Consider the following 21343-nt stretch of genomic DNA (forward strand, 5'->3'; position numbering starts at 1 on the left):
CGCCCTCGGGCAGCCCGTACACCAGCCGGTCCGGGTGCAGCGTGTCGGCCACCGCGAACCCCTCCCGCAGGAACTCCGGATTCCACGCCAGCAGCGCCCCGGGCACCTTGCTCGCCACCAACTCGGCGAGGCGCGCCGCGGTACCGACCGGCACGGTGGACTTGCCGACGACGAGCTGACCGGCCGCCAGCACCTCCAGCAGCGACTCGGCCGCCGCCTCGACGTAGCGCAGGTCCGCGGCGTACTCACCCCGCTTCTGCGGCGTCCCCACGCACACGAAGTGCACCGAGGACCCGGCCGCCTCGGCGATGTCGCTGCTGAACCGCAACCGGCCGGTGCCCAGCGTCTTCCGCAGCAACTCCTCGAACCCCGGCTCGTAGAACGGCGCCCTGGCGTCGCACAGCGCCGCCACCTTGCGCTCGTCGACGTCGATGCCCACCACCTCGTGCCCCAGTTCCACCATGGAGGCGGCGTGCACCGCGCCCAGGTAGCCGCAACCGACGACCGAGATCTTCATGAGCACCTCACTCTGCGTGGCCACTGGCGACGTTGCCGGTTGTCACCCCGTCCTCGAAAGGTACGGGTGGCAGCGCGGCTCAGCCATCGTCTCCGCCGTGCGGTCGGCTGGCGGTCTCACTCAGAGGGGTGAGAGAGTGCCGGTCCGTCACACTCGTCTCCGCGTGTCGGCCACCCCGTTCATTGGGGGGCTCCCCAAGTGGGACGGACTCCGGTGTAGTGAGCACCGAAGAGCGTTCCCGGGCAGTCTGGGAGCGTTCTAGCTGACGCCATAGGGCATGCCCGGAGGCCACGGGGAGGGGTCCATGACGTTGGTGCTGTGGGTGGTGGGAGGCGGCTGGGTCCTGCTAGGCGCGCTCGGCGCTCTGGTCATCGGCCGGTCGATCCGCTTGGCCGACCGACAGGAGATCGACGTCGTCCCGGCGGGGCCCGCCGTGCGCCCCGTCCCGGCAACCGCCGACCCCTGCCCGCTCAAGCGTCGACGGACGCGCGGCACTCCCCCCGCCGTCTCGCGGTGCGTGGTGGCCACGCACCGCGCCGCCTCGCCCAAGGAACGCTGAACGCCGACGGTGACCGCGCGCCCCCGCCAGCTGCAGAGGCCGCACGTGCACTGGTTCCGCCGGCTCGGCGACGACCCCTTCAGCGGCGCCTCCCTGTACGCCTGCCGCTGCGGGCAGGTGCGGCCCGCACCCTGACCGGCCGGACGGCACCCGACCCTCGCTGGTGGCGACACCAGTCCCCCGAGGCGCTTCCATCTGTCGACGCTCCGCCTGTCGAAGGGGGCCCTCTCGAGCACTCGTGCGCGCACGCCGGACGAGCACGAGTACTGGCCGCCCCGTCGGCGCCGGAGGCTGCGACGGGTGCTGGTCACCTTCGGCGTCCTGGGGCTGGTCCTCGCGGGAGTCCGCCGACCGCCTCAGCCGGGCCCTGACCGCCGCAGGCGAGGACCACGGTGACGTTGTCGCGCGCCCCCACCGCCTCGGCGTCGGCCACGAGGTCGGCCACGATGACGTCCGGAGCGGCGTCCGCGGACAACCGGGTGGCGATCCGCTCGTCGCTCAGCTCACCCGTCAGCCCGTCCGAGCACGCGAGGAAGCGGTCACCGGGGACGACGGGGAGCAGCGCGACGTCCGGCTCGTTGCGGGCGCCCACGCCGAGCGCGCGCGTGATGATGTGCCGCTGCGGGTGCGTGGCGGCGCCCTCACCCGACAGGTAGCCGGCGTCGATCAGCTCCTGCACCATCGAGTGGTCGGTGGTCAGCAGCTCGAGCGCCCCCTCGTGCCAGCGGTACACCCGCGAGTCCCCCACGTGGAACGCCGCCCACTGCGGCCCGTCCCCCTCGTCGACGAGGGCGACGCCGGCGACCGTCGTGCCGGCGCCCTCCTTGTCCGGACCGCGGAAGGCGCGGATCTCGCCGTCCGCCCGCTGCAGCGCCAGGCGGATCTTCGCCACGGTCGTCGTCCCCCCGCCGGTCAGCGCGCGGAGCGCCTCGACGACCGCCTCCGCGGCCGCGGCACCGCCGGCGTGGCCACCCATGCCATCGGCGACGGCGAAGACCGGCGGCTCGGCGAGGTACCGGTCCTGGTTGTCCTCGCGCTGGCCGACCGCAGTGGCCGCTCCCCAGCTGAGCTCGACCGGCGGCATCCACTCTCCACTGCTCACATCGACGACAACAACCCGCAGGGAAGGCAGGTGCGCCGAGCGTAGAAGGTCTCAACCGAAGCGGCAGGGCGCATCGCGGAGCCACCTGTCGGACGACGGGCGGACAATGACCCTGATGCGGTCGCCGGCTCCCCGATGCTTTGTCCTGGCCACCTTCGTCATGCTGGTGAGCCTCACCCTGCCCGCCTGTGCGGATGGAGGGTCGAGCCTGAGCACGGCCACCAGCCGCCCCACCACCGAGGCGACCAGGAGTCCGACGGTGACGAGCGATCCTGTCCAGGAACAGGTCGACGCTGCCCTCGTGGCGCTCGACCGCCGCCAGCAGGTCGCCCAGCTCGTCGTCGTCGGCGTCCCGCTGGCCGACCTCTCACCGGCCGACGCGCTCGTCGCCAAGACCGGCGTCGGGGGCGTCTTCCTGCAGGGCCGCAGCACGGCGCCGGCCGAGGAACTGGCCGCCACCACGGCCCGCTGGGCCGACAGCAGCGCGGAGATCGACCCCTGGGTCGCCGCCGACCAGGAGGGCGGCTCGGTGCAGAGCCTGTCCGGCCCCGGCTTCCCCGAGCTGCCTCCCGCGGTCGAGCAGGGAGGCCTGCCCGCGGATCAGCTGACCACCCTCGCCGACCAGCTCGGCAGTTCGCTGGCGGCCGCCGGCGTCAACCTCGACCTGGCCCCGGTCGTCGACGTCGTCCCGGAGGGGACCGCGGCCGGCAACGCCCCGATCGGCGCCTACGGCCGCCAGTACGGCAGCACGGCCGAGGCCGTCGAGGCGGCGGCCGGCACCTTCGTCGACGGCCTGGCCGCCCACGGGGTCACCGCGACCCTCAAGCACTTCCCCGGCCTGGGCCGGGTGCAGGAGAACACCGACCACAGCGCCGACGTCACCGACGCCGTCACCACCCGGGACGACGCGCAGGTCGCCCTCTTCGGCACGCTCGCGGCGTCCGGGGCGCACCCGTTCGTGATGACGTCCTCCGCCACCTACCCGCAGATCGACCCGTCCGCGCCGGCCATGTTCTCCCCTGCCGTCGTCACCGACCTCCTCCGCGAGCAGCTCGGCTTCGACGGCGTGGTCATCTCCGACGACGTCGGGGCGGCGCAGGCGGTGCAGGACGTGCCGGTCGGCGAGCGCGCCGTCCGCTTCGTCGCCGCCGGCGGCACGCTGGTGCTCACCGTGGACGCCGGCACGGTGCCGGAGATGATCGACGCGGTCCTTGCCCGCGCCGACAGCGACCCCGCCTTCGCCGAGCAGGTCGACGCCGCCGTCCGCACCGCCCTGACGGCCAAGGCGCGGGCCGGGCTGCTGCCGCCCGCCTGACTCCACCGGGGGACACGGGGGGCGGGAGACCGTCTGCCCCGCGCAGGACACGTCTACCGTGCTCCGGTGCGCCGTTGGCTCCTCGCCGCTGTCATGACAGTGACCCTGACGGGGTTCGCGTTCCTCCTGTTGACCGGCGAGTACTTCAGCCAGGGACCGGTGCTGGTCCGACTCGGCGAGGACCACGGCATCCACCTCGGCGACGTCTTCGTCGTCGGTGCCTGGACAGCCGCGCTGTTGTCCGAGGTGGGTCTCCTCCAGGCGACGCGCCGTCCACGAGCCTGAGACCGCCTCAGACAGCGGTGTCCACGCCGAGGTCCCGCCACAGCTCCGGGTGCGCGGCGAACCAGTCGATCTCCCCGGCCAGGCCCTCGTCGAGGTCCACCAGCGGCTCGAAGCCCAGCTGCTCGCGCGCCCGCTCGATCCGGCTCAGGACGTCGGCGACGTAGGGCCCCTCGATGTGCTGCGGCTCCGGCGCCTCGACCCCGCGGGCGGCGAGCAGTCGGCGCACCCGCTGGGCGAGGGCGACCGTCCGCTCCGCCGTTCCGCTGCCGCCGTGCACGAGCCGGAACGCCGGCCCGCCGCGGGGCGGTCGGGCTACCGCGCGCATCACCAACCGCGCCGCGTCGGTGACGTGCAGGTAGTCGCGGCGCTCCAGTCCGTCGCCGGCGATCGTCGCAGGCAGGCCCGCCAGTCCGGCGCGGATGAACCGGGGCACGGCGCGCGGCACGCGCTCCCCCGGCCCGTAGACGGTGCTCAGGCGCAGCACCGTCGCCTCGGGGCCACCCGTCGCGGCGGAGATCCGCAGCTGGTCCTCCAGGGCCAGCTTGGCCGCCCCGTAGGCGTCGGCGGGTTCCGGTCGGACGTCCTCGTCCAGCGGGCAGGGCGGCGTCCCGCCGTACAGCTCCAGGGAACTGGTCAGGACGACGTGCCCGACCTGGTCCCCCAGCGCGAGCACCAGCTCGAGCAGCCCGCAGACGTTGACCCCGAGCTCGTGCTCCGCCCGCCGCACCGGCGTCCCCTGTCCCGGCGGCACCGGCGCGTACGCGAGGTGCACGAGGTGCTCGGTGCCGACCGCGCCGCGGGCGACGCGCGCCGCGACCTCCGGCCGCCACCACTCGGCCTCGGGCAGCAGCCGCACGACGCCGTCCCGCACCGCCTGCCGCACCGGCTCACGCCAGCCCGGGTCCGGCGCCACGACGGTCACCCGGCAGCCGGCGGCGACCAGCCGCGGGACGACGTACGAGCCCAGGAACCCTGTGCCGCCGGTGACCAGGACCGGCGTGCCGAACAGGTCGACGCCGGGACCGAGCTCCTCGGTGGCCAGGCGCTCCTGCACGGTGTTGGTGCCGCGCACCGCCGGAGGCATGGCCAGGGATCACATCGGGACGGACAGGCGGACGTCGCTGCGCACGGTGGCCTCCCCCCTGCCGTGACCCCAGCGGGCGCGGCACCAATCCGGAACACCCCCGTCCGTGGCGCAGGACGCTATGTGGCACCCCTCACGGCGCAGGAGGGACGTTGTGCCCGGGCACAGGCAGCACGCGGCGTGCCATCACGTTGCGTGCGACGAGGCGACCGTCGCCCGTGCCGGATCTACCGCTCGGACGCCGCGTGTGAGGTGGGCCGACCGCGCGGTGGGGGCGGCTGCGCCGGCGGCGGGACCGGCCAGCGGCCCGTCGCCGGCGGCACCTCGACTCCCCGTCCCGGCGCGGGCTCGGTCAGCGCGGCCCGCAGCGCGTCGGCGAACCGGCGTGCCGAGGGCAGGGCCGGCACCGTCGCCCGGCCGACCGGGATGCCCAGGAACCGCGGGCGCTCGACCAGGTGGTCACCGACGGTCAGGTGCACCCGACGCCGCCCCGGGCGGGTCTCCTCCCACCGGACCTGCAACGCCATCTGCCGCACGAACCCACCCGGGCCGTGGGCCACGTACCGGACCACCGAGCCGACCGCCTGCGTCTCGGTGATGGTCGTCTCCATGTACGTCCGGCCGGCCTGCGCGGCGCGCCGTCCGGCCGCACGGATCTCGGCTGGACCCAGCCGCGTCTCGACCGTGAACGCCACGGCCGCCACGTCGTCGACTGCCACCTGTTCCCCCGTCGCCCCCGTGGAGCATCCCACCGTGCCCGCGCGGCGCAGCGTACGGGGTGGGGACGACGGAACGGGGCCGTCTCGTTCTGGAGGAGGTCTCGTGTCGGTCACCCCTCTGGGTGGACGACCCGGAGTGACGCTGTACCCGGGTTCCGGGCAGGCCGATCTCCAGGTCATGTCCCTCGCACGCAACCCGCTCGGCGTCTCGCTGCCCGTCTCCCTCCTGCTCCCGCCGGAGGACGACGTGACGAGCCTGCTGCCCGGCCCCAACTCGGTGACCGCCCAACTCGCCGAGCGGCTCGCCGCAGCCGCCGAGGTTCCCGGCGCCCTCGTCCTCGTCGGGCTGCTGCGCGAGGACGGCACGGAGGCCGCCACCCCCGGCAGCCTGGCCCGCACCACGGTGGTGATGGCCCGCTCGGTCCGCGGCGACGACTGGTTGGGCCGATCCGGCACGGCGCAGTACGCGCTGCTGCTCAGCGGCGGCCTGCAGGGAGCAATGACGGCCGCCGCCCGCGTCGTCGGCGGTATCAGCGCCCTCGACGTCCCCGGGCTCGGCGTGTGCGCCGGCGTCACGTTCCTCGAGGCCGGCACCCCTCCGCGGGAGGTCCTGCGCCGCGCCGCGGACGCCCTCGCCGCCGCCACCGCGGCCGGCGCGGGAGCGGTCTGCTCCACCGGCACCAGACGACCGGTCATCCGCGCTTCCGGCGTCGCCAGGCGACCAGCGTCCAGGTCACGACGGCCAGGAGCGCCAGGCCGGTGAGCCAGCCGGCGACCTCCGGGTTGCCGCCGAGACCGGTCGCCTCCCACACCGCGTGGCCGACGACGTAGCCCAGGACGACGACCAGCAGCGCGGGCACCGCGACGACGAAGACCGACACTCCCGTCCTTCGCCGGCTGGGCCCCCTCCGGACGCACCCCTAGAAGACGATGTCGGGAGTCTCAAGCAACCCACCGCTCGAGAGATCCACCGGATGGGCCCGGTGATCACCGACCCGACCCCTGCATCGGCGTCAGTGGCGCCCTCCTGTCACACCTCGTCGGCCACGCGCAGGTCGGGACTGACGTAGCCGAGTTGACCGAGGCGGTGGCACACGATCTCGCCGACCGCCTCGGCGGTCGCCCCCGCCGCGACGTGCGCCCGCGCGCGCTCGCCGACGCGCGTCTGCACGGCACCCGGACCGATCTCCTCCGCCGCGTCGACGACGTCCAGCACGAGGCCGCACCGTGCCAGTCCCGGTCCTCGCTCGCCGACATGCGTGGCGGCCTCGCCGGAACACACGACCGCGCCCCCGTTCCTCATCACGTCCCCGACGAGGCCGATGACCAGCGACGAAGAGGCTGCGTCAGCCGGGACGGCGTCGTCGATGACCGTGACCGTCCGCCCGGCCTCGCGCAGACGTGCGCCCACGGCGGCCGCCGCGCGGCGGGGTTCGGGCAGCGTCGCCCGGATGAGCACGCACACCCCACGTCGGGAGCGGGCAGGAAAGGCCCGGCGCAGTTCTGCAGCCACCTCCGGAGGTGTGAACCACGAGGGCAGCTCCTCACCCTCGGCGAGGCGCCGCCGTTGCTCGGTCCCCGAGATGCGCAGGCAGTGGTGGCCGGGCTGGACCTCGTCCTCGGGCACGTACTGCCTCAGTTCGTCGACGTAGACCATCTGCCGGAACGGGACGACCCCGATGCCGAGCTCACGCTCGTGCTCCCGGACCAGTTCTTGCGCGGCGTAGGGCTCGTAGAACGGCCGGCCCTGCAGGTCCATCCCCGGACCCGCGTGGTCGCGGCCGACGATGAAGTGGGTGGCCCCGTGGTTCTTGCGGACGATGGCGTGCCACAGCGCCTCGCGCGGTCCGGCCATCCGCATCGCGAGCGGGAGCAGGGACAACAGTGCCGTCCCAGGCGGGTACGTCGGGAGCAGAGCACGGTAACAGCGCACCCGCACGTACGGGTCGACGTCGCCCGGCTTGGTCACCCCGACGACCGGGTGCAGGAGCAGGTTCGCGTCGAGGTCGCGGGCGGCACGGATCGTGAGCTCCTGGTGAGCACGGTGCATGGGGTTGCGCGTCTGGAAGGCGACCACTCGGCCCCACCCTCGCTGCACCAGCAGGGAACGCACTCCAGCGGGGGTGTGACGCAGGGGACCGAACGCGTGGTGACGAGGCAACCCGAGGACCTCGAGCGGTCCGCTGACGTACCAGGGATGGGTCTCGTACAGCAGCGCGTGTACGCCCGGGTGCGTCGGATCCGTGGTGCCCAGGACGGACAGTGCCTCTGCCGTCCGATCCGGCCGCCAGGCCGACCGGAACCACACGACCGCCAGGTCCTCGCCCCGCGCGCGCAGGGCGAGGCCGCCCGCGGCACTCGCGGCCTCCACCACGGTCTCCGGCAGGTCCAACACGACCGGGACAGGCCACAGCTCGCCCGTCGTGAGGCGCATCGACGTGCAGACCGACTCGTAGTCGTCCCGGTCGAGGAAGGTCCGCAGCGGGGAGAAACCGCCCGTGGCGACGAGTTCCAGGTCGCATCGCTGGCGGCGAGTCAGTTCCCAGGCAGGCAGGTCCTTCGCGGCCGCGGAGAGGGCGACTGCCCGGTCCTCCTCGACGCGGAGGTCGACGAGTGCGCCGCCGTGCGGAGGCGGTCCCATCTCTCTCACCTCTCCCGGTTGGTGATACGGCCGGTCCCGTCAGGCCCGGTCAAGGGCCTGACGACGACTGCAGGACCGTCGTCCGCGGCTGCACGGGTCCTTCGCTCGACAGCAGCGGCCATCCCCTGCGCAGAACGAAGTCCAACCAGACGCCGCATGCCTGGGAGGTGAGCACGGCGGTGAGCACCAGCGTCGTGAAGAAGGGGGCGCTGATGATGCCGGCGTCGAAGGCCACGCTGGCCAACACGATCCCCGGACCACCCCGGGCGTTGTGGGTGAGGGCCAGGTTGACGACGTCCAACCCGCGGAACCCGGCCAAGCGGGCGGCGAGTCCGACCGAGACGAGGACGACCAGGGTCGACCCGAGCAGGAACGCGACCAACATCACCGGCGAGAACCCGCGGGTGAAGTCGAGTCGATAGCCCACGAGGGCGAAGTAGATGGGGATGAAAACGGCCGAGGACACGTGGCTGATGGCTTCTATGGGACCGCGGAAGCGGTCCTCCTCGCTGCTCCTGATGCCGCCGATGACCCCGAACCCCGCGAGGAAGGCCGCGAACGCCAACGTGACGTCGAGAGCGGCGGCCACGCTGACGTAGCCCAGGAAGACGACGACCACCCACGCAGTCGGCGCATGAGTGGCGAGGATGTTCCATCGGGCTCGGCTCACTCGCCGGAGGAGCACCGGGAGCACGGTCATGGCCAGCACGACGTAGAGGGCGTTGACCCCCACGTGCACCGCCACGCTCTCGGCCACTCCTCCCCCCGCAGAGGCAGCGGTGGCGGACGCGATGGCGGTCGCCAGCGCGAGGAACCCCCAGAGGATGATGTCCTCGAGGACTGCGACGCCGAGCATCAGACTCGCGAAGCGGGTGTGCAGGATCCCCAGGTCGTGGAAGATCTTGGTGATCACAGGGATCGAGGTCACGGCCGCCGCGATCGCGAACACCAGGACGACCGCGGTCCTGCTCCTCGCGTCCCCCATGAAGGCGTCCAGCGGCAGCAGTGGTGCCGCTCCCAACGCCAGCAGGAACGGCAGAGCGGTGCCCAGACCGAGGATCCAGGCGGTGGGTCTGCGGTTCTCCCTGCCCAGGACGTTCCGCACGCCCGCGCCGGCCACGAACATCAGCAGCAGCAACCCCAGGTGGTAGAGGAAGCCGAGGACCACCGTGGACGGGTCCTTCTCGCCATGACCGAAGATCTGCGCGGCCGCTCCAGGTGCCATGAACCCGAGGAGCGATGGTCCGAGCAGGATGCCGGCGAGGATCTCTCCCACGACCTTGGGCTGACGAAGCCGAACAGCCAACTGCCCGAGGAGGTTGGCCCCTGCCACCAGCAGCAGGAGCGCCAGGGTGAGAGTTCCCAGCGCCTGTGTCGTCATGTGCCCCCCTCAGGGCCAGTGACACTCTTCGGCAGCGCGCTCACCGGGCACGCGGGTCCGTCAACATAGCGGCGCACGTAGTTGTCGGACAGGGGTCTGGAAGTCTTATTGGCGCCCAGCCCGGATCTCGGCGCGCCGAATTCGACGAGTCATCGATCCGCGATGCGGTCCGCGCGCTCCAGACACTTTCTTGATCAAGCTCTTCCACCTAATGTCGCCGCACCATCCGTCACACCATCGCCGCTGGGCACCGTACGCAATCCAACCGTGACATCCCGTGCTCATCGGCGGCGAGGAATGAGGAGTCATGGCCACTCCACAGGGGACGCAAGCCGCAGAACGTCGACGGGCTGCACCTTCCTCTCGCACATGTCAGCTGTTCGTCGTCCGCCATGGGACGACCACGATGAACGTCGAGAACCGGTACCGGGGTCGTTGCGACGTGCCGTTGGACGCGCAGGGCTACCAGGACGCCGTGGACGCAGCCCGCCAACTCTCGGGGGTGGGGCTCACTGCCGTCTATTGCGGGCCACTTCGGCGCACCATCGCAACCGCTCAGATCATCGCGGACGAGGCGAGGGTCCCGGACCTGCGGATCCTGCACGGCTTGAACAACGTGGACTACGGCGCCTGGGAGGGGCTGACCTCCACCGAGGCTGCCATGTACGACCCGCAGGCGTTCGAGCTGTACCGGACCTCACCCAGCCGCGCCGCGTGTCCCATGGGGGAACGGCTCAGCGACGCCCAGACGCGCATGGTGGATGCCCTCCGGCTCATCGGGAGCCGGCACGCCGGGGAAACCGTCACGGCGGTCAGCCATGCGGTCATGATCCGGCTCGCTGTCGCCCGGCTGACCGGCGTCGAGGGCGAGGAGTGGCGCATCCCGGTGGGGCGCGGCTCCCTCACCGAGTTCAGGGTCGAGGACGGTGAGCTCTCGATCGCCGAGCTCCCTGAGGGTGATGACGTCGACTGACTGCGGTTCGCGACTCGCCCGATCGACAGATCGGTCAGCAGCCCGCACAGCAGAGCAGCGCGACGGCGGAGATGCACTCACGCGTGAACCCTGCGCAATTGCCTGAACGCGCGACGTAGTAGTACGTGAACGACTGCCGAAGTGGGCCGGAGATGAACGCGGCTCGTCCGGCAGATGACCACGAAACCTCTGGACATCGCCACTCCGACGAGCAACAGTCTGACGCTCACTGGTACCAGCAGAGCGCAGGTCACCCAAAGACATGGGGCCGTCCGAAGCCCCGAGACCGTCATTCGCGGACGGCGGGATCCGTGCACGCCTGAGTTGTCCTGCTCACCCGCAGATCGGACACGACAACGGTCGATGGACCGACTCCGAAATGGCCAGCCCCAGGGGCAGTGATGGGAACGAGAACACCTAGAACCGGTGTGATGGAGAACCGCCATTCCGGTCTGCGAGGAGACGCAGCTGGCCAAGCCGCAGCGCGGGCCCCCCTCCCGAGGACGACGGCACAGGCGTCCACCGTTGCGAACGCTGACCCTTGGCCGGCGCTGCGCAGGGGCGTGATCCGGTGCCCGCTCACTCCTCCCCCGGGACCGTCCCCAGAGGTGAGGTCAGGATGAGCAGCACCGTGACCGGGGCGATCCCGTTCGCCGACCTCGGCGCGATGACCCGAGAGATCCGCGCCGAGGTCGATACTTCGTTCGCAGAGGTGCTGGACACGGGGTGCTTCATCGGCGGCGCGGCCGTGGAGCGGTTCGAGGACGAGTGGGCCGCCTACTGCGGCACCACCCACGCGGTCGCCGTGGCCAACGGCACGGACGCCATCGAACTCGTCCTGCGTGCCATGGGGATCGGCCCCGGGGACGAGGTGGTCGTCCCGACCAACACGTTCGTCGCCACCGCCGAAGCCGTCGTGCTCGCCGGCGCCGTACCCCGCTTCGCCGACGTCAGCCCGGACACCCTCCTGCTGACCCCGGCCACTCTCGAGGCCGCCATCACCCCGCGGACCCGGGCCGTGATCGTCGTCCACCTGTACGGGCAGATGGCGGACATGCGGGCCATCACGCGGGTCACCTCCTCGGCGGGACTCGCCCTCATCGAGGACGCCGCCCAGGCACACGGTGGGACCTGGGAGGGCAGGCAGGCCGGATCATGGGGACGAGCCGGGTGCTTCAGCTTCTACCCCGGCAAGAACCTCGGGGCCTTCGGCGACGCCGGTGCGGTGGTCACCGATGACGCAGACCTGGCGCGCCACATCCGGTCCATGCGCAATCACGGGCGGTCGGACGGATCGCACCACGACCACCCGATCGTCGGCACCAACAGTCGCATGGACGCGCTGCAGGCCCTCGTGCTCTCCGCGAAGCTGCCGCGACTGGACGCCTGGATCACCGCCCGGCGGGCCGCCGCTGCCCGCTATGAGGCCCTTCTCGCCGGAGGGCCGGTGCGGCTCGTGAGCAAGGCCCCCGGCGCCGGCCACGCCTACCACCTCCTGGTGGCCCGGGTGCCGGACCGAGACCGGGTCCGTCGAGACCTGGCGCGGGCGGGTGTCGAGACCGGCCTCCACTACCCGACCCCGTGCCACCTCATGACGCCCTACCGGAGATACGGCGGAGAACCGCTCCCGGTCGCGGAGCACTCGGCCGGGCAGATCCTCTCCCTCCCCATGTTCCCCCACATGACCGTCGACCAGGTCGGCGAGGTCTGCGCGCGGCTGCGTGACCTGATCCCTGCGGAGGCGAGCTCCGATGTCGCCTGAGCCGCAGGTCGGTCCGAGGTTGTCCGCCGACCCGGACGTGACGCTCGACTATCCCTCCGGACGCCTGGTGGAAGAGCCCCTCGTACTGGGTTCGGACGCGCGACTGCGCAGTGGGACCGTCCTCTACCGGGGATCCCGGATCGGAGCGCACCTCGAGACCGGGCACCACGTCGTCATCCGGGAGCAGTGCCGGATCGGGGACGACGTCAGCATCTGGACCGGCTCGGTGATCGACTACGGTTGCCGCCTCGGCGACGGCGTGAAGATCCACTGCAACTGCTACGTCGCGCAGTTCACCGAGATCGGCGACGGCGCCTTCCTGGCCCCCGGGGTGACCATCGCGAACGACCTGTATCCAGGCGACGCGGCCTCGGAGCGCGTCATGTCCGGGCCCTCGATCGGCGCGGGCGCGCGCATCGGGGTCAACGCGACCATCCTGCCCTTCGTCCGCATCGGTGCCGGCGCCCTCGTCGGCGCCGGGGCGACCGTGACCCGTGACCTCCCGGAGCGCTGCGTCGCCTACGGCAACCCCGCCGTGGTGCGAGGCTCGATCGACGAGCTGACGGACATCGACCTCAGAGTGCAGGCCACCGACGGGTCAGCGTCCCCCTACCGGCTGGCGCGGAGCACATCGTGGTCTTGAACCCCCAGCGCTTCTCGCCGTCACGCCCGGCCCCCAGCAGCACCAGCGTCCCGACCCGGGGGGAACGACACCGGCCCATGCCGGCCCCGCGCACCGGCGCGCCGCCGCGGCGTTCTCCCACCTCGCGCCTGCTCGACCTCGCCATCGCCGGCATGGGCCTCGTGCTCCTGTCACCGGTCATGGCCGGGATCGCGGTCCTCGTGGCGCTCACCTCTCGAGGGCCGGTCCTCTTCCGACAGACACGACTCGGCCAGGGATGCCGGCCGTTCGTGATGTTGAAGTTCCGCACGATGTACGTCGACTGTGACGACAGTCCGCACCGCGAGTACGTCCGTGCGCTGCTGACCGACCCGGCCGTGGCCCCTGGGGGCGCCGACGGCGTCTTCAAGCTCGTCAACGATCCTCGGATCACCCCGCTCGGCCGTTGGCTGCGCCGCACGAGCCTGGACGAGCTGCCCCAGCTCATCAACGTGCTCCGCGGCGAGATGGCCCTGGTGGGACCGCGTCCGGTGCTGCCGTGGGAGGCCGCGCTGTTCGACCCCCGGCACGGAGAGCGCTTCGCGGTCCCCCCGGGGATCACCGGACTGTGGCAGACGAGCGGCCGCAACCGCCTGACCATGACCCAGGCTCTCGACCTCGATGTCGAGTACGTGCGGCGGCAGTCCCTCCGTCTCGATCTCGCGATCCTCGTCCGCACGATCCCTGTCGTCCTGGCACGCGAGGGCGTCGAGTGAACCTCCCGGGCCGGCCCGGTCCCCCGGAGGCGAGCGAGAGGGACGGCGAAGCAGCCGCGGTCGCCACCGCCGGCGATTCCGTGACGATCGCCGGGTGGACCCTGGTCAGCCGCCTCACTGGGTTCCTGCGCATCGCCGCCATCGGTGCCGTACTGGGGCCGACTGTCCTCGGCAACACCTTCCAGTTCGCCAACTCCCTGCCGAACCTGGTCTACTACGGGTTCCTCGCCGGCTCGTTGTTCTCGTCCCTGCTGGTGCCGCCCCTGATCGCCACCCTGGAACGCGGCGACCGTCGCGCGGCCGAGCGGATCGCCGGGGGGTTCCTCGGAGTGGCCCTGACAGGCCTGGCACTGGCCGCCTGCACCGCGGTCCTGGTGGCCCCGCTGCTGCTCCGGCTCAGCGCTCTCGGGATGCAGAACGCGGGCGCTGCCCAGGAGCGCGTCGGCCGCCTGCTGCTCCTGCTGTTGATGCCCCAGGTCCTGCTCTACGCAGTGGCCGGGACTGCGGTGGCGGTGATGAACGCCCGCCGACGTTTCGCGCTGGGCGCCGCCGCCCCGGCGCTGGAGAACCTCGTGCTCCTCGCAATCCTCGGCGTGACGGCCGTGCTGTACGGCTCGACCGACCCGATCGACCGCGTCCCCAGCGGGCAACTGGTGCTCCTGGGCTGCGGCGCGACGGCGGCGGTGCTCGTGCACGCTGCGGTCCAGTGGTGGGGAGCCAGACGGGCCGGCGTGACGCTCCGTCCCCGGGCGGGCTGGCGGGACCCCGAGGTGAGGGCGCTCGTACGGCGGGCGATGCCAGCCATGGGGGTCGCGGCACTGGCCGCCCTGCAGATGCTCGCCGTGCTCCTCCTCGCCAACCGGGTGCCCGGGGGGGTGGTCGCCGCCGAGATGGGCATGACCTTCTACCAGCTCGTGGTCGCCCTGGGAGCGGCCCCGGTGGCGTTGTCCCTCCTGCCGCAGTTGGCGCGACTGCACGCCGACGGGAACCGCCGACAGTTCCAGGACGCCTTCACCAGGGGCGTCGCGCTGATCCTCTTCGTGGCCGTGCCGGCAGCCGTCGGCTACGTCCTCCTCGCCCGGCCGCTGGCCGAGGTGGTCTCGGTTGGCCGGATGGGCTCGACCGCGGGCGTGCACCTCGTCGCCACGGCCATCGCCGCCTTCGCGCCGGCGGTCGTCGGCCAGGGGCTCTTCCAGGTCCTCTCGTACGCGTGCTACGCCCGCCAGGACACCCGTACGCCGTTGCGGTCGATGGCGGTGCAGGCCGGTGTGTTCGGGCCCCTGGCGAGCTGCACGTTCTTCGTCGCCCCGGCCAACGTGCTGACCGTCGTGGGCCTGTCCTTCAGCGCAGCGACGCTCGCCGGCGCCGCGCACCTGGGCGTCCGCCTGAGCAGGGACACGGGGAAGGTCGCCGACCGGCTCGTGCCCTGCGTGCGCCGGGTGGCTGCCGGGACGGTGCTGATGGTCCCGCCGGCGTGGGCGGTCAGCCTCCTCGTGCCGCGCTGGATCGACAGTCGCCCCGGCTGGCTGATCACTGCCGTCACAGCGGCGCTCGTGGGCGCGGCGGTGTTCTTCCTCGTGCAGGCGTGGTGGCGGGCCCCGGAACTGGCATGGGTCACCGGTGGTCTCGGCCGCTTGCGGAGCAGGGCGGGCGCAGCCGGAGGTGACCTCGGTTGACGGCCCGGATCCTGGTCCCGCCGTGGAGCACAGAGCGGACGGCCACTGCGAGGGCCGCGGCAGCCGCCCCTCGTCCGTGGCTCCGGGCCGCGGTGGAGCCCACCGTTCTCGTCGCCGCCTGCGCCGCGGGCTTGGCCGTGGCCTACCAGCCACTGCTGGCCCTGGGCGCCTGCGCCGTGGCCGGGCTCGCGACGCTGGTGTGGGTGCGACCGGCGACGGCCGCCTACCTACTGATCGGCGTGACCCCGCTCGTCGTGGGGATCGACCGCGGCGTGGTGCTCCCCTTGCTCCGGCCGCACGAAGGGCTCCTGGCGGTCTTCGGGGCCACCTTGGCCGCCCGCTGGCTGCTCCGGCTCCGGTCCGGCCAGGTCCAGCGGCTGCGGATGGATGCCGTGGAGGTCGCCATCCTGCTGATGGCGGTCACCAACTCGGTCCTCCCGCTGGCGATGATGGTCGTGCGGGGACGAGAGATCAGCGGTGACGACCTGTCCTACAGCCTGGTCCTGTGGAAGCTCGCCGCCTTCTACCTCGTCGTCAGGGCGAGCGTCCGCAGCGACCGGGAGGTCCGCACCTGCCTGGTCGTGGCCGTGGCCGCGGGCTGCGTCGTCGCCCTCATCGGGATCCTGCAGAGCCTCGGCCTGTTCGGCGTGCGCGGCTTCCTGGCGACTTACTACAGCGAGGTCGGTGTGTCGAGCGAGGCCCGGGGCGGCTCGACGCTGACGCTGCCGGCAGCGACCGCCGACCTGATGATCATGAATCTCGCGATCGTCACCGCGCTGTGGCTCCGCGACCGGCGGTTCACGGTCCTCTCCGGCGCCGCCGCCGGCCTGTTCGTCTTCGGGACCCTGGCGGCCGGCCAGTTCGCGAGCATCCTCGGCCTGGTCGTGGGCATGGTCGCGCTGGCTCTGGCGACCGCCCGGTTCGCGCTTCTGGGCATCTTCGGCGTGTTCGCTGCGGGCGGGGCGGTGGCGGTCTGGCCGGTGATCGCCGTCCGCCTCGAGGGCTTCTCCCTCGCCTCGGGGATGCCGGAGAGCTGGCTGGCCCGGCTACACAACCTGCGCACCTACTTCTGGCCGGAGCTGTTCTCGCACGGCAACGTCCTGCTCGGGGTCCGGCCGAGCGCCCGCGTGCCGGCACCCACGCAGTTCAGTGGATGGGTGTGGATCGAGAGCGGCCACACCTGGCTGCTGTGGGGTGGCGGCATCCCCCTCCTGGCCTCCTACGTCTTCTTCACGTATGTGGCGGCGGCGCGCGCCTGGGTCGTGGCTCGGAGCCGCCCTGACGCGGTTGGTGCCGCGGCCACCGCTGCCTTCGTCGGCGTCGTGGTCGTCACGGTCCTCATGGTCTTCGACCCGCACGTCACCTATCGAGGCTCGGCGGAGGAGCTGTTCGCGCTGCTCGCGCTCACGGTCGCGGCCGGACGCCGCCGATCCCCCGCGACCGATCGACCGCTGGACGTCGACCAGCACGACGAGCGCCTTCGGGGGCGCGATCGTCGAGGGCAGCAGGCAGGGGTGTGAGGACTCCGATGACCGACAGACCAACAGGCCGGCTCTCCGTGGGCGCCCGACGCGACGGCCCGCTGATCACGGTTCACCTGGGCTGGATCCTGACGATCACTCTCCTGGCGACGGCGAGCGCGTGCATCCTCTCCTGGGCCCTCCACCACCCCGTCTACCGGTCGCAGGCCCACGTCCTGGTGAACCCGTCAGTGACCAGTGGCGGAACGCCGGTGACGCCCAACATGGAGACTGAGCAGGAAGTCGTCCTCTCGAGCGTGGTCACCTCGTCCGCTGCGGTTGTGACCGGGACGCCCGTGGAGCAGCTGCAGCGGGATACGACCGTCACGGTCCCCCCGGACAGCACGGTGCTGGTCATCGACCACACGAGCACGACGGCCTCCGCGGCGCGAGACTGTGCCCAGGCGCTCGCGGAGGCCTATGCCGCGTACCGGGCCCCACAGGCGGCCATCATCTCCACCGCCCCGACTCCCCCCTCTGCGAGCCAGCCGAACTACCTGCTCAACGGTGCGGCCGGGCTCACCGTCGGGTTGCTGCTGGGGATCGGCAGCGCTCTGCTCAGAGATCGGCTGGACGATCGCGTCCGGGGGCCGCGCGACCTCGTCGAGCGCACCGGTCTGCCGCTGCTGGCCACCGTCCCGCTGACCGCGACTGAAGCCGCCTACGCCGGCGCCCAGCCCGTGGTCCTCGCGGCCCCCCGGTCCGGGGCCGCGGAGGCCTGCCGCATCTTGGGCGGCAAGGTCCACCGTGCCGCTCGGGGTGGCAACGCCGGCACTGCCATCGTCCTGATGACCAGCCCGGCTCGGGACAACGGCGCCGCCCACGTGGCGGCCAACACCGCGGCAGCGCTCGCGCTCGCCGGCGACAAGGTCCTCCTCGTCGAGGCGGACCTGCGCAGTCCGCGGTTGAGCGAGATGTTCGCCGTCCCGGACGACGGGGGCCTCGGCGGGGTCCTGGCCGGTCGCGTGCCCTTGACCGATGCGGTACGGGCCACCCCCGTCCCGAACCTGCTGGTGCTCCCGGCGAGCGCCGACATCCCCTCGACCCCGGGGGAGCTCTTCGACGAGGGAGCCGTGCAGAGGTTCATCAGCGCGGTTCCTGCTGACGTGGACGATGTCGTCGTCGCGGCGCCACCGGTGCTCCGCGCTGCTGAGACCTCCGCCCTCGCCGCCCACTCCCAGCTGCTCGTCCTCGTGGTGAGCACGGGTGGCACCAGGCGCCAGGACGTCCGCGCGGCGATGACAGAGCTGGCCGAACTCCCGGCGCGCCTCCTCGGAGGGGTCCTCTGCGAGTTGACCCGCCGCTCGGGCCGCGCCCCCCGACGCTCCGGGGACCTCCGCGCGCCGGGGCCGGCCCCCTCGGCAGGCGCCGTCCCGAACGGCGGGGCGTCCAGAGCAGAACGGCCCGGCGCCCTCCGGCCGGAGGAGCACACCCGGATCCCCGAGGCGGGGTAGCCCGATGCACACCGCCTCCACCCCCGGGACGCCGCTGCACCCGGCGCTGCGGATCCGGTCGCGCAGCGCCCGTTCTCCCGCCCCACCCGAGTGAGAGGTCTGGAAGTGTTCAGGTCCACGCAGCCCCTTCTCGCCTTCGACTACTTCCGCGTTCCCTACGACGTCGATCCCGGCCTGGAGATCTCCCCTGGTCCGGACATGACGGGGATCCGCTGGGCACGGCTCACCCCTTCCGCGGGCGCCGGCCGCCCCGTCCTGGTCTGGCCGGTCCTCGAAGGAGCGCAGCCGGCGGTCGCCGGGCGGGTCGTGCGGTTCCGGATGGGTGACCTGGTGCTGCACGGGCACGTGCTCCCCGACCACCTCTTGGACGCGGCGCTGACCGGGTCCGACCGGTCGTGGCGGCGAGCCGAGGAGCTGCGGGCCGAGGACGGAGGGGTGCTCGCGTCGGTCCGGCGTTCCTCCGGGGGGGACATCGCCCTGCCCTTCGACCCGGACGAGATCATCACCCGCTTCTGGAGCGAGCGGTACGTCGATCCCGCCGACACCGGCACTGGATCCGGGGCGATGGCGGTCGCGGTGCGCGCCTACTACATCGTGCGGCCCGTGCTGCCGCGGCCGCTGCAGATCGCGCTGCGACGCGCGGCCAGCCGGATACAGCGACGCAGGACCTTCCCCCGGTGGCCGGTCGAGGAGTCGTTGCACGGCTTTTTCGACCTGGTCCTGCAGTGGGCCGCGACGCTCGCTGGGCGACCGGTGCCGTGGCTCGCCCCCTGGCCGGAGGGGCGGTCGTGGGCGCTGGTGCTGACCCATGACGTGGAGACCGAGGTGGGCGTGCGCCAGATCCCGGTCCTGCGGGACGTCGACCGGCGGGCGGCTCACCGAGCGTCGTGGAACCTCGTGCCGGGGCGCTACACGGTCGACGACGCGCTCGTCGCCGACCTCCAGCGCAGTGGGCAGGAGGTGGGAATCCACGGGCTCCTCCACGACGGACGGGACCTCGACCCCCGAGAGCTCCCGGGCCGGCTGCCCGAGATGCGCCGATGGGCGGAGCGCTGGGGCGCCGTGGGCTTCCGTTCCCCGGCGACCCATCGCGACTGGGACGTCATGTCCACGCTGCCGTTCGAGTACGACTCGTCCTCCCCGGACAGCGATCCCTTCGAGCCACAAGCCGGGGGGTGTTGCAGCTGGCTGCCGTTCTCCAACGGGCCCGTCGTCGAACTGCCCATCACACTGCCGCAGGACCACACGCTGTTCGTGATCCTCCGCGCCCGCGACGGGCAGCCGTGGATCGACAAGGCCGAGCTCATCCGAGCGCGTGGGGGGCTGGCGCTGCTGATCACCCATCCGGACTACGCGTTCCAGGGGCCCGTGCTGGCGGCCTACGAGCAACTCCTCGCGCACTTCGCGACCGACCCCAGCGTGTGGCGGCCCCTGCCGGCCGAGGTGAGCGGTTGGTGGCGCAGGAGGGCTGAGTCGTCCGTGGACTGGGACGGGAGCGCGTGGCGGGTGGTGGGTGCCGCTGCAGGTGAGGCGGCGATCTGCTTCACGGCTCCGCTGGCCGGACCGACGGCGTCCCAGCCCGGCCGGCACGCATCCGTGCAGGCCGCCCCCTCCGTGCGGCCGACCGCGGATCCGGTGGGGACGACACGAGGAGGGGCACGCAATGGCTGACGTGGCACGCGTACACCGCCGTCCGTCGCGCTGGACCGCCCGGCAACGCGGACTCCCCTCCGGTGTTCCGGGCGCCCTGGTCATCGGCGGGGACTACCAGGGGCTCGGGATCGTGCGGAGCCTGGGCCGGCGCGGCGTGCCGGTGTGCGTCGTCGACAGCGAACTCTCGATCGCCCCGCTGTCGCGCTACACGACCGCGGCCGTGCGGACGGCGGATCTGCGCGACGAGGGCCGGACGGTGGATGCGCTGCTGGACATCGGCCGGTCGCACGGCCTCGACGGGTGGGTGGTCTTCCCCACGCGCGAGGAGACGGTCGCCGCCTGCTCGCGCCACCGGGACGAGCTCGGCAAGGTGTTCCGCGTGCCCACGCCGCCGTGGGACGTCGTCCGCTGGGCGTGGGACAAGCGCCTCATGCAGGAGCATGCTGAGCGCGTCGGCGTCCCGACCGCCCGGACCTGGTGGCCGCGCGACCGGGCGGAGCTCGACGAGGTCGCCGACCGCGCGGACCTCCCCGTGGTCCTCAAGCCCTCCATCAAAGAGCACTTCATCTACGCGACCGGCGACAAGGCTTGGCGGGCCGACACCCGCGAGGAGCTCGTCAGCCGCTGGCAGGCCGCCACGGCCATCGTCGGCGCGGGTGAGGTCATGGTCCAGGAGCTGCTACCTGGCGACGGACGCCACCGCCTGGCCTTCTGCGCGTTCTTCAAGGACGGCCAGGCACCCGCGGCGCTCGTGTCGAGGCGTTGGCGCCAGCACCCACCGGACTTCGGCCGGCACAGCACCTACGTCGAGACGGTCGAGGCGCCTGAGGTGGAGGAGCACGCGACGCGCTTCCTCGCGTCGCTGGACTTCTACGGCCTGGTGGAGGCCGAGTTCATGCTCGACGAGCGCGACGGGCGCCACAAGCTCCTGGACGTCAACGCGCGGACCTGGGGCTACCACTCGATCGGCCGGGCAGCGGGTGTGGACTTCCCCTGGATCCTGTACGCCGACCAGGTCGGCCGTCCAGTGGAGGCAGGTCGGGGACGGCCGGGAGTGCGCTGGATCCGCCTGCTGACCGACACGCCGACGGCGATGCGCGAGATCATGCACGGCGACCTGGCGCCGCGGGACTATCTGCGCTCGCTCCGCCGCCTCTCCGCAGAGGCGGCCTTCAGCCGCGACGATCCGCTGCCCGCGATCGCGGAGCTGGCGGTCCTGCCGTACCTGTCTGCAACGCGGGGTTACTGACCATGATCGAGATCACGCTGATCGGAGGGCTCGTCGCCCTCGCCGCCGGACTGCCGCTCGCCTGGAAGTGGGAGCT

General features: G+C 72.5%; 21 protein-coding genes. 14 read left to right on the top strand and 7 right to left on the bottom strand.

Features of this window, described 5'->3' with window-relative positions:
- On the bottom strand, positions 1 to 541 hold a 541-nt coding region (locus ACI782_RS17120), incomplete at its 3' end, for an NAD(P)-binding domain-containing protein (RefSeq protein WP_456911273.1).
- Positions 542 to 821: 280 nt separating this feature from the next.
- Between ACI782_RS17120 and ACI782_RS17125 the strand changes: the two genes are divergently transcribed.
- Together ACI782_RS17125 and ACI782_RS17130 are read left to right on the top strand one after the other, a co-directional pair.
- Positions 822 to 1076: a hypothetical protein gene (locus ACI782_RS17125; protein ID WP_456911274.1), complete on the top strand. Its 255-nt coding sequence runs from the start codon at positions 822 to 824 to the stop codon at positions 1074 to 1076.
- A gap of 9 nt (positions 1077 to 1085) precedes the next feature.
- Complete coding sequence (locus ACI782_RS17130; RefSeq protein WP_456911275.1) at positions 1086 to 1211, top strand: hypothetical protein; 126 nt, start codon at positions 1086 to 1088, stop codon at positions 1209 to 1211.
- A 172-nt stretch (positions 1212 to 1383) separates the two neighbouring features.
- Here the strand turns inward: ACI782_RS17130 and ACI782_RS17135 are convergent, their stop codons facing one another.
- Positions 1384 to 2160, bottom strand: coding sequence for a PP2C family protein-serine/threonine phosphatase (locus tag ACI782_RS17135; RefSeq protein WP_456911276.1), 777 nt, complete (start codon positions 2158 to 2160; stop codon positions 1384 to 1386).
- A gap of 277 nt (positions 2161 to 2437) precedes the next feature.
- Here ACI782_RS17135 and ACI782_RS17140 point away from each other — a divergent pair, with 277 nt between their 5' ends.
- Both ACI782_RS17140 and ACI782_RS17145 read left to right on the top strand, forming a co-directional pair.
- A complete protein-coding gene (locus ACI782_RS17140) occupies positions 2438 to 3493 on the top strand; it encodes a glycoside hydrolase family 3 N-terminal domain-containing protein (RefSeq protein WP_456911277.1) in 1056 nt (351 codons plus the stop codon).
- Positions 3494 to 3559: 66 nt separating this feature from the next.
- On the top strand, positions 3560 to 3778 hold the full coding sequence (locus tag ACI782_RS17145; RefSeq protein ID WP_456911278.1) for a hypothetical protein: 219 nt from the start codon (positions 3560 to 3562) through the stop codon (positions 3776 to 3778).
- Between the two features lie 7 nt (positions 3779 to 3785).
- Here the strand turns inward: ACI782_RS17145 and ACI782_RS17150 are convergent, their stop codons facing one another.
- Positions 3786 to 4862 (bottom strand): NAD-dependent epimerase/dehydratase family protein, encoded by a 1077-nt coding sequence (locus ACI782_RS17150; RefSeq protein ID WP_456911279.1) that lies wholly within the window; start codon positions 4860 to 4862, stop codon positions 3786 to 3788.
- 227 nt (positions 4863 to 5089) lie between these two features.
- Positions 5090 to 5581 carry a hypothetical protein gene (locus ACI782_RS17155; protein ID WP_456911280.1) on the bottom strand — a complete coding sequence of 164 codons (492 nt, stop codon included), beginning with the start codon at positions 5579 to 5581 and terminating at the stop codon, positions 5090 to 5092.
- A 136-nt stretch (positions 5582 to 5717) separates the two neighbouring features.
- Between ACI782_RS17155 and ACI782_RS17160 the strand changes: the two genes are divergently transcribed.
- The gene (locus ACI782_RS17160) at positions 5718 to 6344 is read left to right on the top strand and encodes a hypothetical protein (RefSeq protein ID WP_456911281.1); all 627 of its coding nucleotides are present in this window, start codon (positions 5718 to 5720) and stop codon (positions 6342 to 6344) included.
- Here the strand turns inward: ACI782_RS17160 and ACI782_RS17165 are convergent.
- The 3 genes from ACI782_RS17165 to ACI782_RS17175 all read right to left on the bottom strand — a co-directional run bounded on the left by ACI782_RS17165 (position 6274) and on the right by ACI782_RS17175 (position 9603).
- Positions 6274 to 6462: a hypothetical protein gene (locus ACI782_RS17165; RefSeq protein WP_456911282.1), complete on the bottom strand. Its 189-nt coding sequence runs from the start codon at positions 6460 to 6462 to the stop codon at positions 6274 to 6276. The genes ACI782_RS17160 and ACI782_RS17165 overlap by 71 nt on opposite strands.
- 149 nt (positions 6463 to 6611) lie before the next feature.
- The gene (gene sat, locus ACI782_RS17170) at positions 6612 to 8222 is read right to left on the bottom strand and encodes a sulfate adenylyltransferase (RefSeq protein WP_456911283.1); all 1611 of its coding nucleotides are present in this window, start codon (positions 8220 to 8222) and stop codon (positions 6612 to 6614) included.
- A gap of 49 nt (positions 8223 to 8271) precedes the next feature.
- The gene (locus ACI782_RS17175) at positions 8272 to 9603 is read right to left on the bottom strand and encodes a cation:proton antiporter (RefSeq protein WP_456911284.1); all 1332 of its coding nucleotides are present in this window, start codon (positions 9601 to 9603) and stop codon (positions 8272 to 8274) included.
- Between the two features lie 307 nt (positions 9604 to 9910).
- Here ACI782_RS17175 and ACI782_RS17180 point away from each other — a divergent pair, with 307 nt between their 5' ends.
- The 9 genes from ACI782_RS17180 (at position 9911) to ACI782_RS17220 (ending at position 21267) form a co-directional block, all read left to right on the top strand.
- Positions 9911 to 10576, top strand: coding sequence for a histidine phosphatase family protein (locus ACI782_RS17180; RefSeq protein ID WP_456911285.1), 666 nt, complete (start codon positions 9911 to 9913; stop codon positions 10574 to 10576).
- 619 nt (positions 10577 to 11195) lie between these two features.
- Positions 11196 to 12338: a DegT/DnrJ/EryC1/StrS family aminotransferase gene (locus tag ACI782_RS17185; protein WP_456911286.1), complete on the top strand. Its 1143-nt coding sequence runs from the start codon at positions 11196 to 11198 to the stop codon at positions 12336 to 12338.
- A 67-nt stretch (positions 12339 to 12405) separates the two neighbouring features.
- A complete protein-coding gene (locus tag ACI782_RS17190) occupies positions 12406 to 12981 on the top strand; it encodes an acyltransferase (RefSeq protein ID WP_456911287.1) in 576 nt (191 codons plus the stop codon).
- A 77-nt stretch (positions 12982 to 13058) separates the two neighbouring features.
- Complete coding sequence (locus ACI782_RS17195) at positions 13059 to 13715, top strand: sugar transferase (protein WP_456911288.1); 657 nt, start codon at positions 13059 to 13061, stop codon at positions 13713 to 13715.
- 80 nt (positions 13716 to 13795) lie between these two features.
- Positions 13796 to 15391, top strand: coding sequence for a murein biosynthesis integral membrane protein MurJ (murJ, locus tag ACI782_RS17200; RefSeq protein WP_456911289.1), 1596 nt, complete (start codon positions 13796 to 13798; stop codon positions 15389 to 15391).
- A 92-nt stretch (positions 15392 to 15483) separates the two neighbouring features.
- Complete coding sequence (locus ACI782_RS17205; protein WP_456911290.1) at positions 15484 to 16911, top strand: hypothetical protein; 1428 nt, start codon at positions 15484 to 15486, stop codon at positions 16909 to 16911.
- Positions 16912 to 16919: 8 nt separating this feature from the next.
- Entirely contained in the window at positions 16920 to 18365 is a 1446-nt protein-coding gene (locus ACI782_RS17210) for a hypothetical protein (RefSeq protein ID WP_456911291.1), read from the top strand.
- A 105-nt stretch (positions 18366 to 18470) separates the two neighbouring features.
- The gene (locus ACI782_RS17215; RefSeq protein ID WP_456911292.1) at positions 18471 to 20036 is read left to right on the top strand and encodes a hypothetical protein; all 1566 of its coding nucleotides are present in this window, start codon (positions 18471 to 18473) and stop codon (positions 20034 to 20036) included.
- Complete coding sequence (locus tag ACI782_RS17220; RefSeq protein ID WP_456911293.1) at positions 20029 to 21267, top strand: carboxylate--amine ligase; 1239 nt, start codon at positions 20029 to 20031, stop codon at positions 21265 to 21267. The genes ACI782_RS17215 and ACI782_RS17220 overlap by 8 nt, the downstream gene beginning before the upstream one ends.
- Positions 21268 to 21343: the final 76 nt, after the last annotated feature.

Source organism: Geodermatophilus sp. SYSU D00703 (assembly GCF_054050155.1).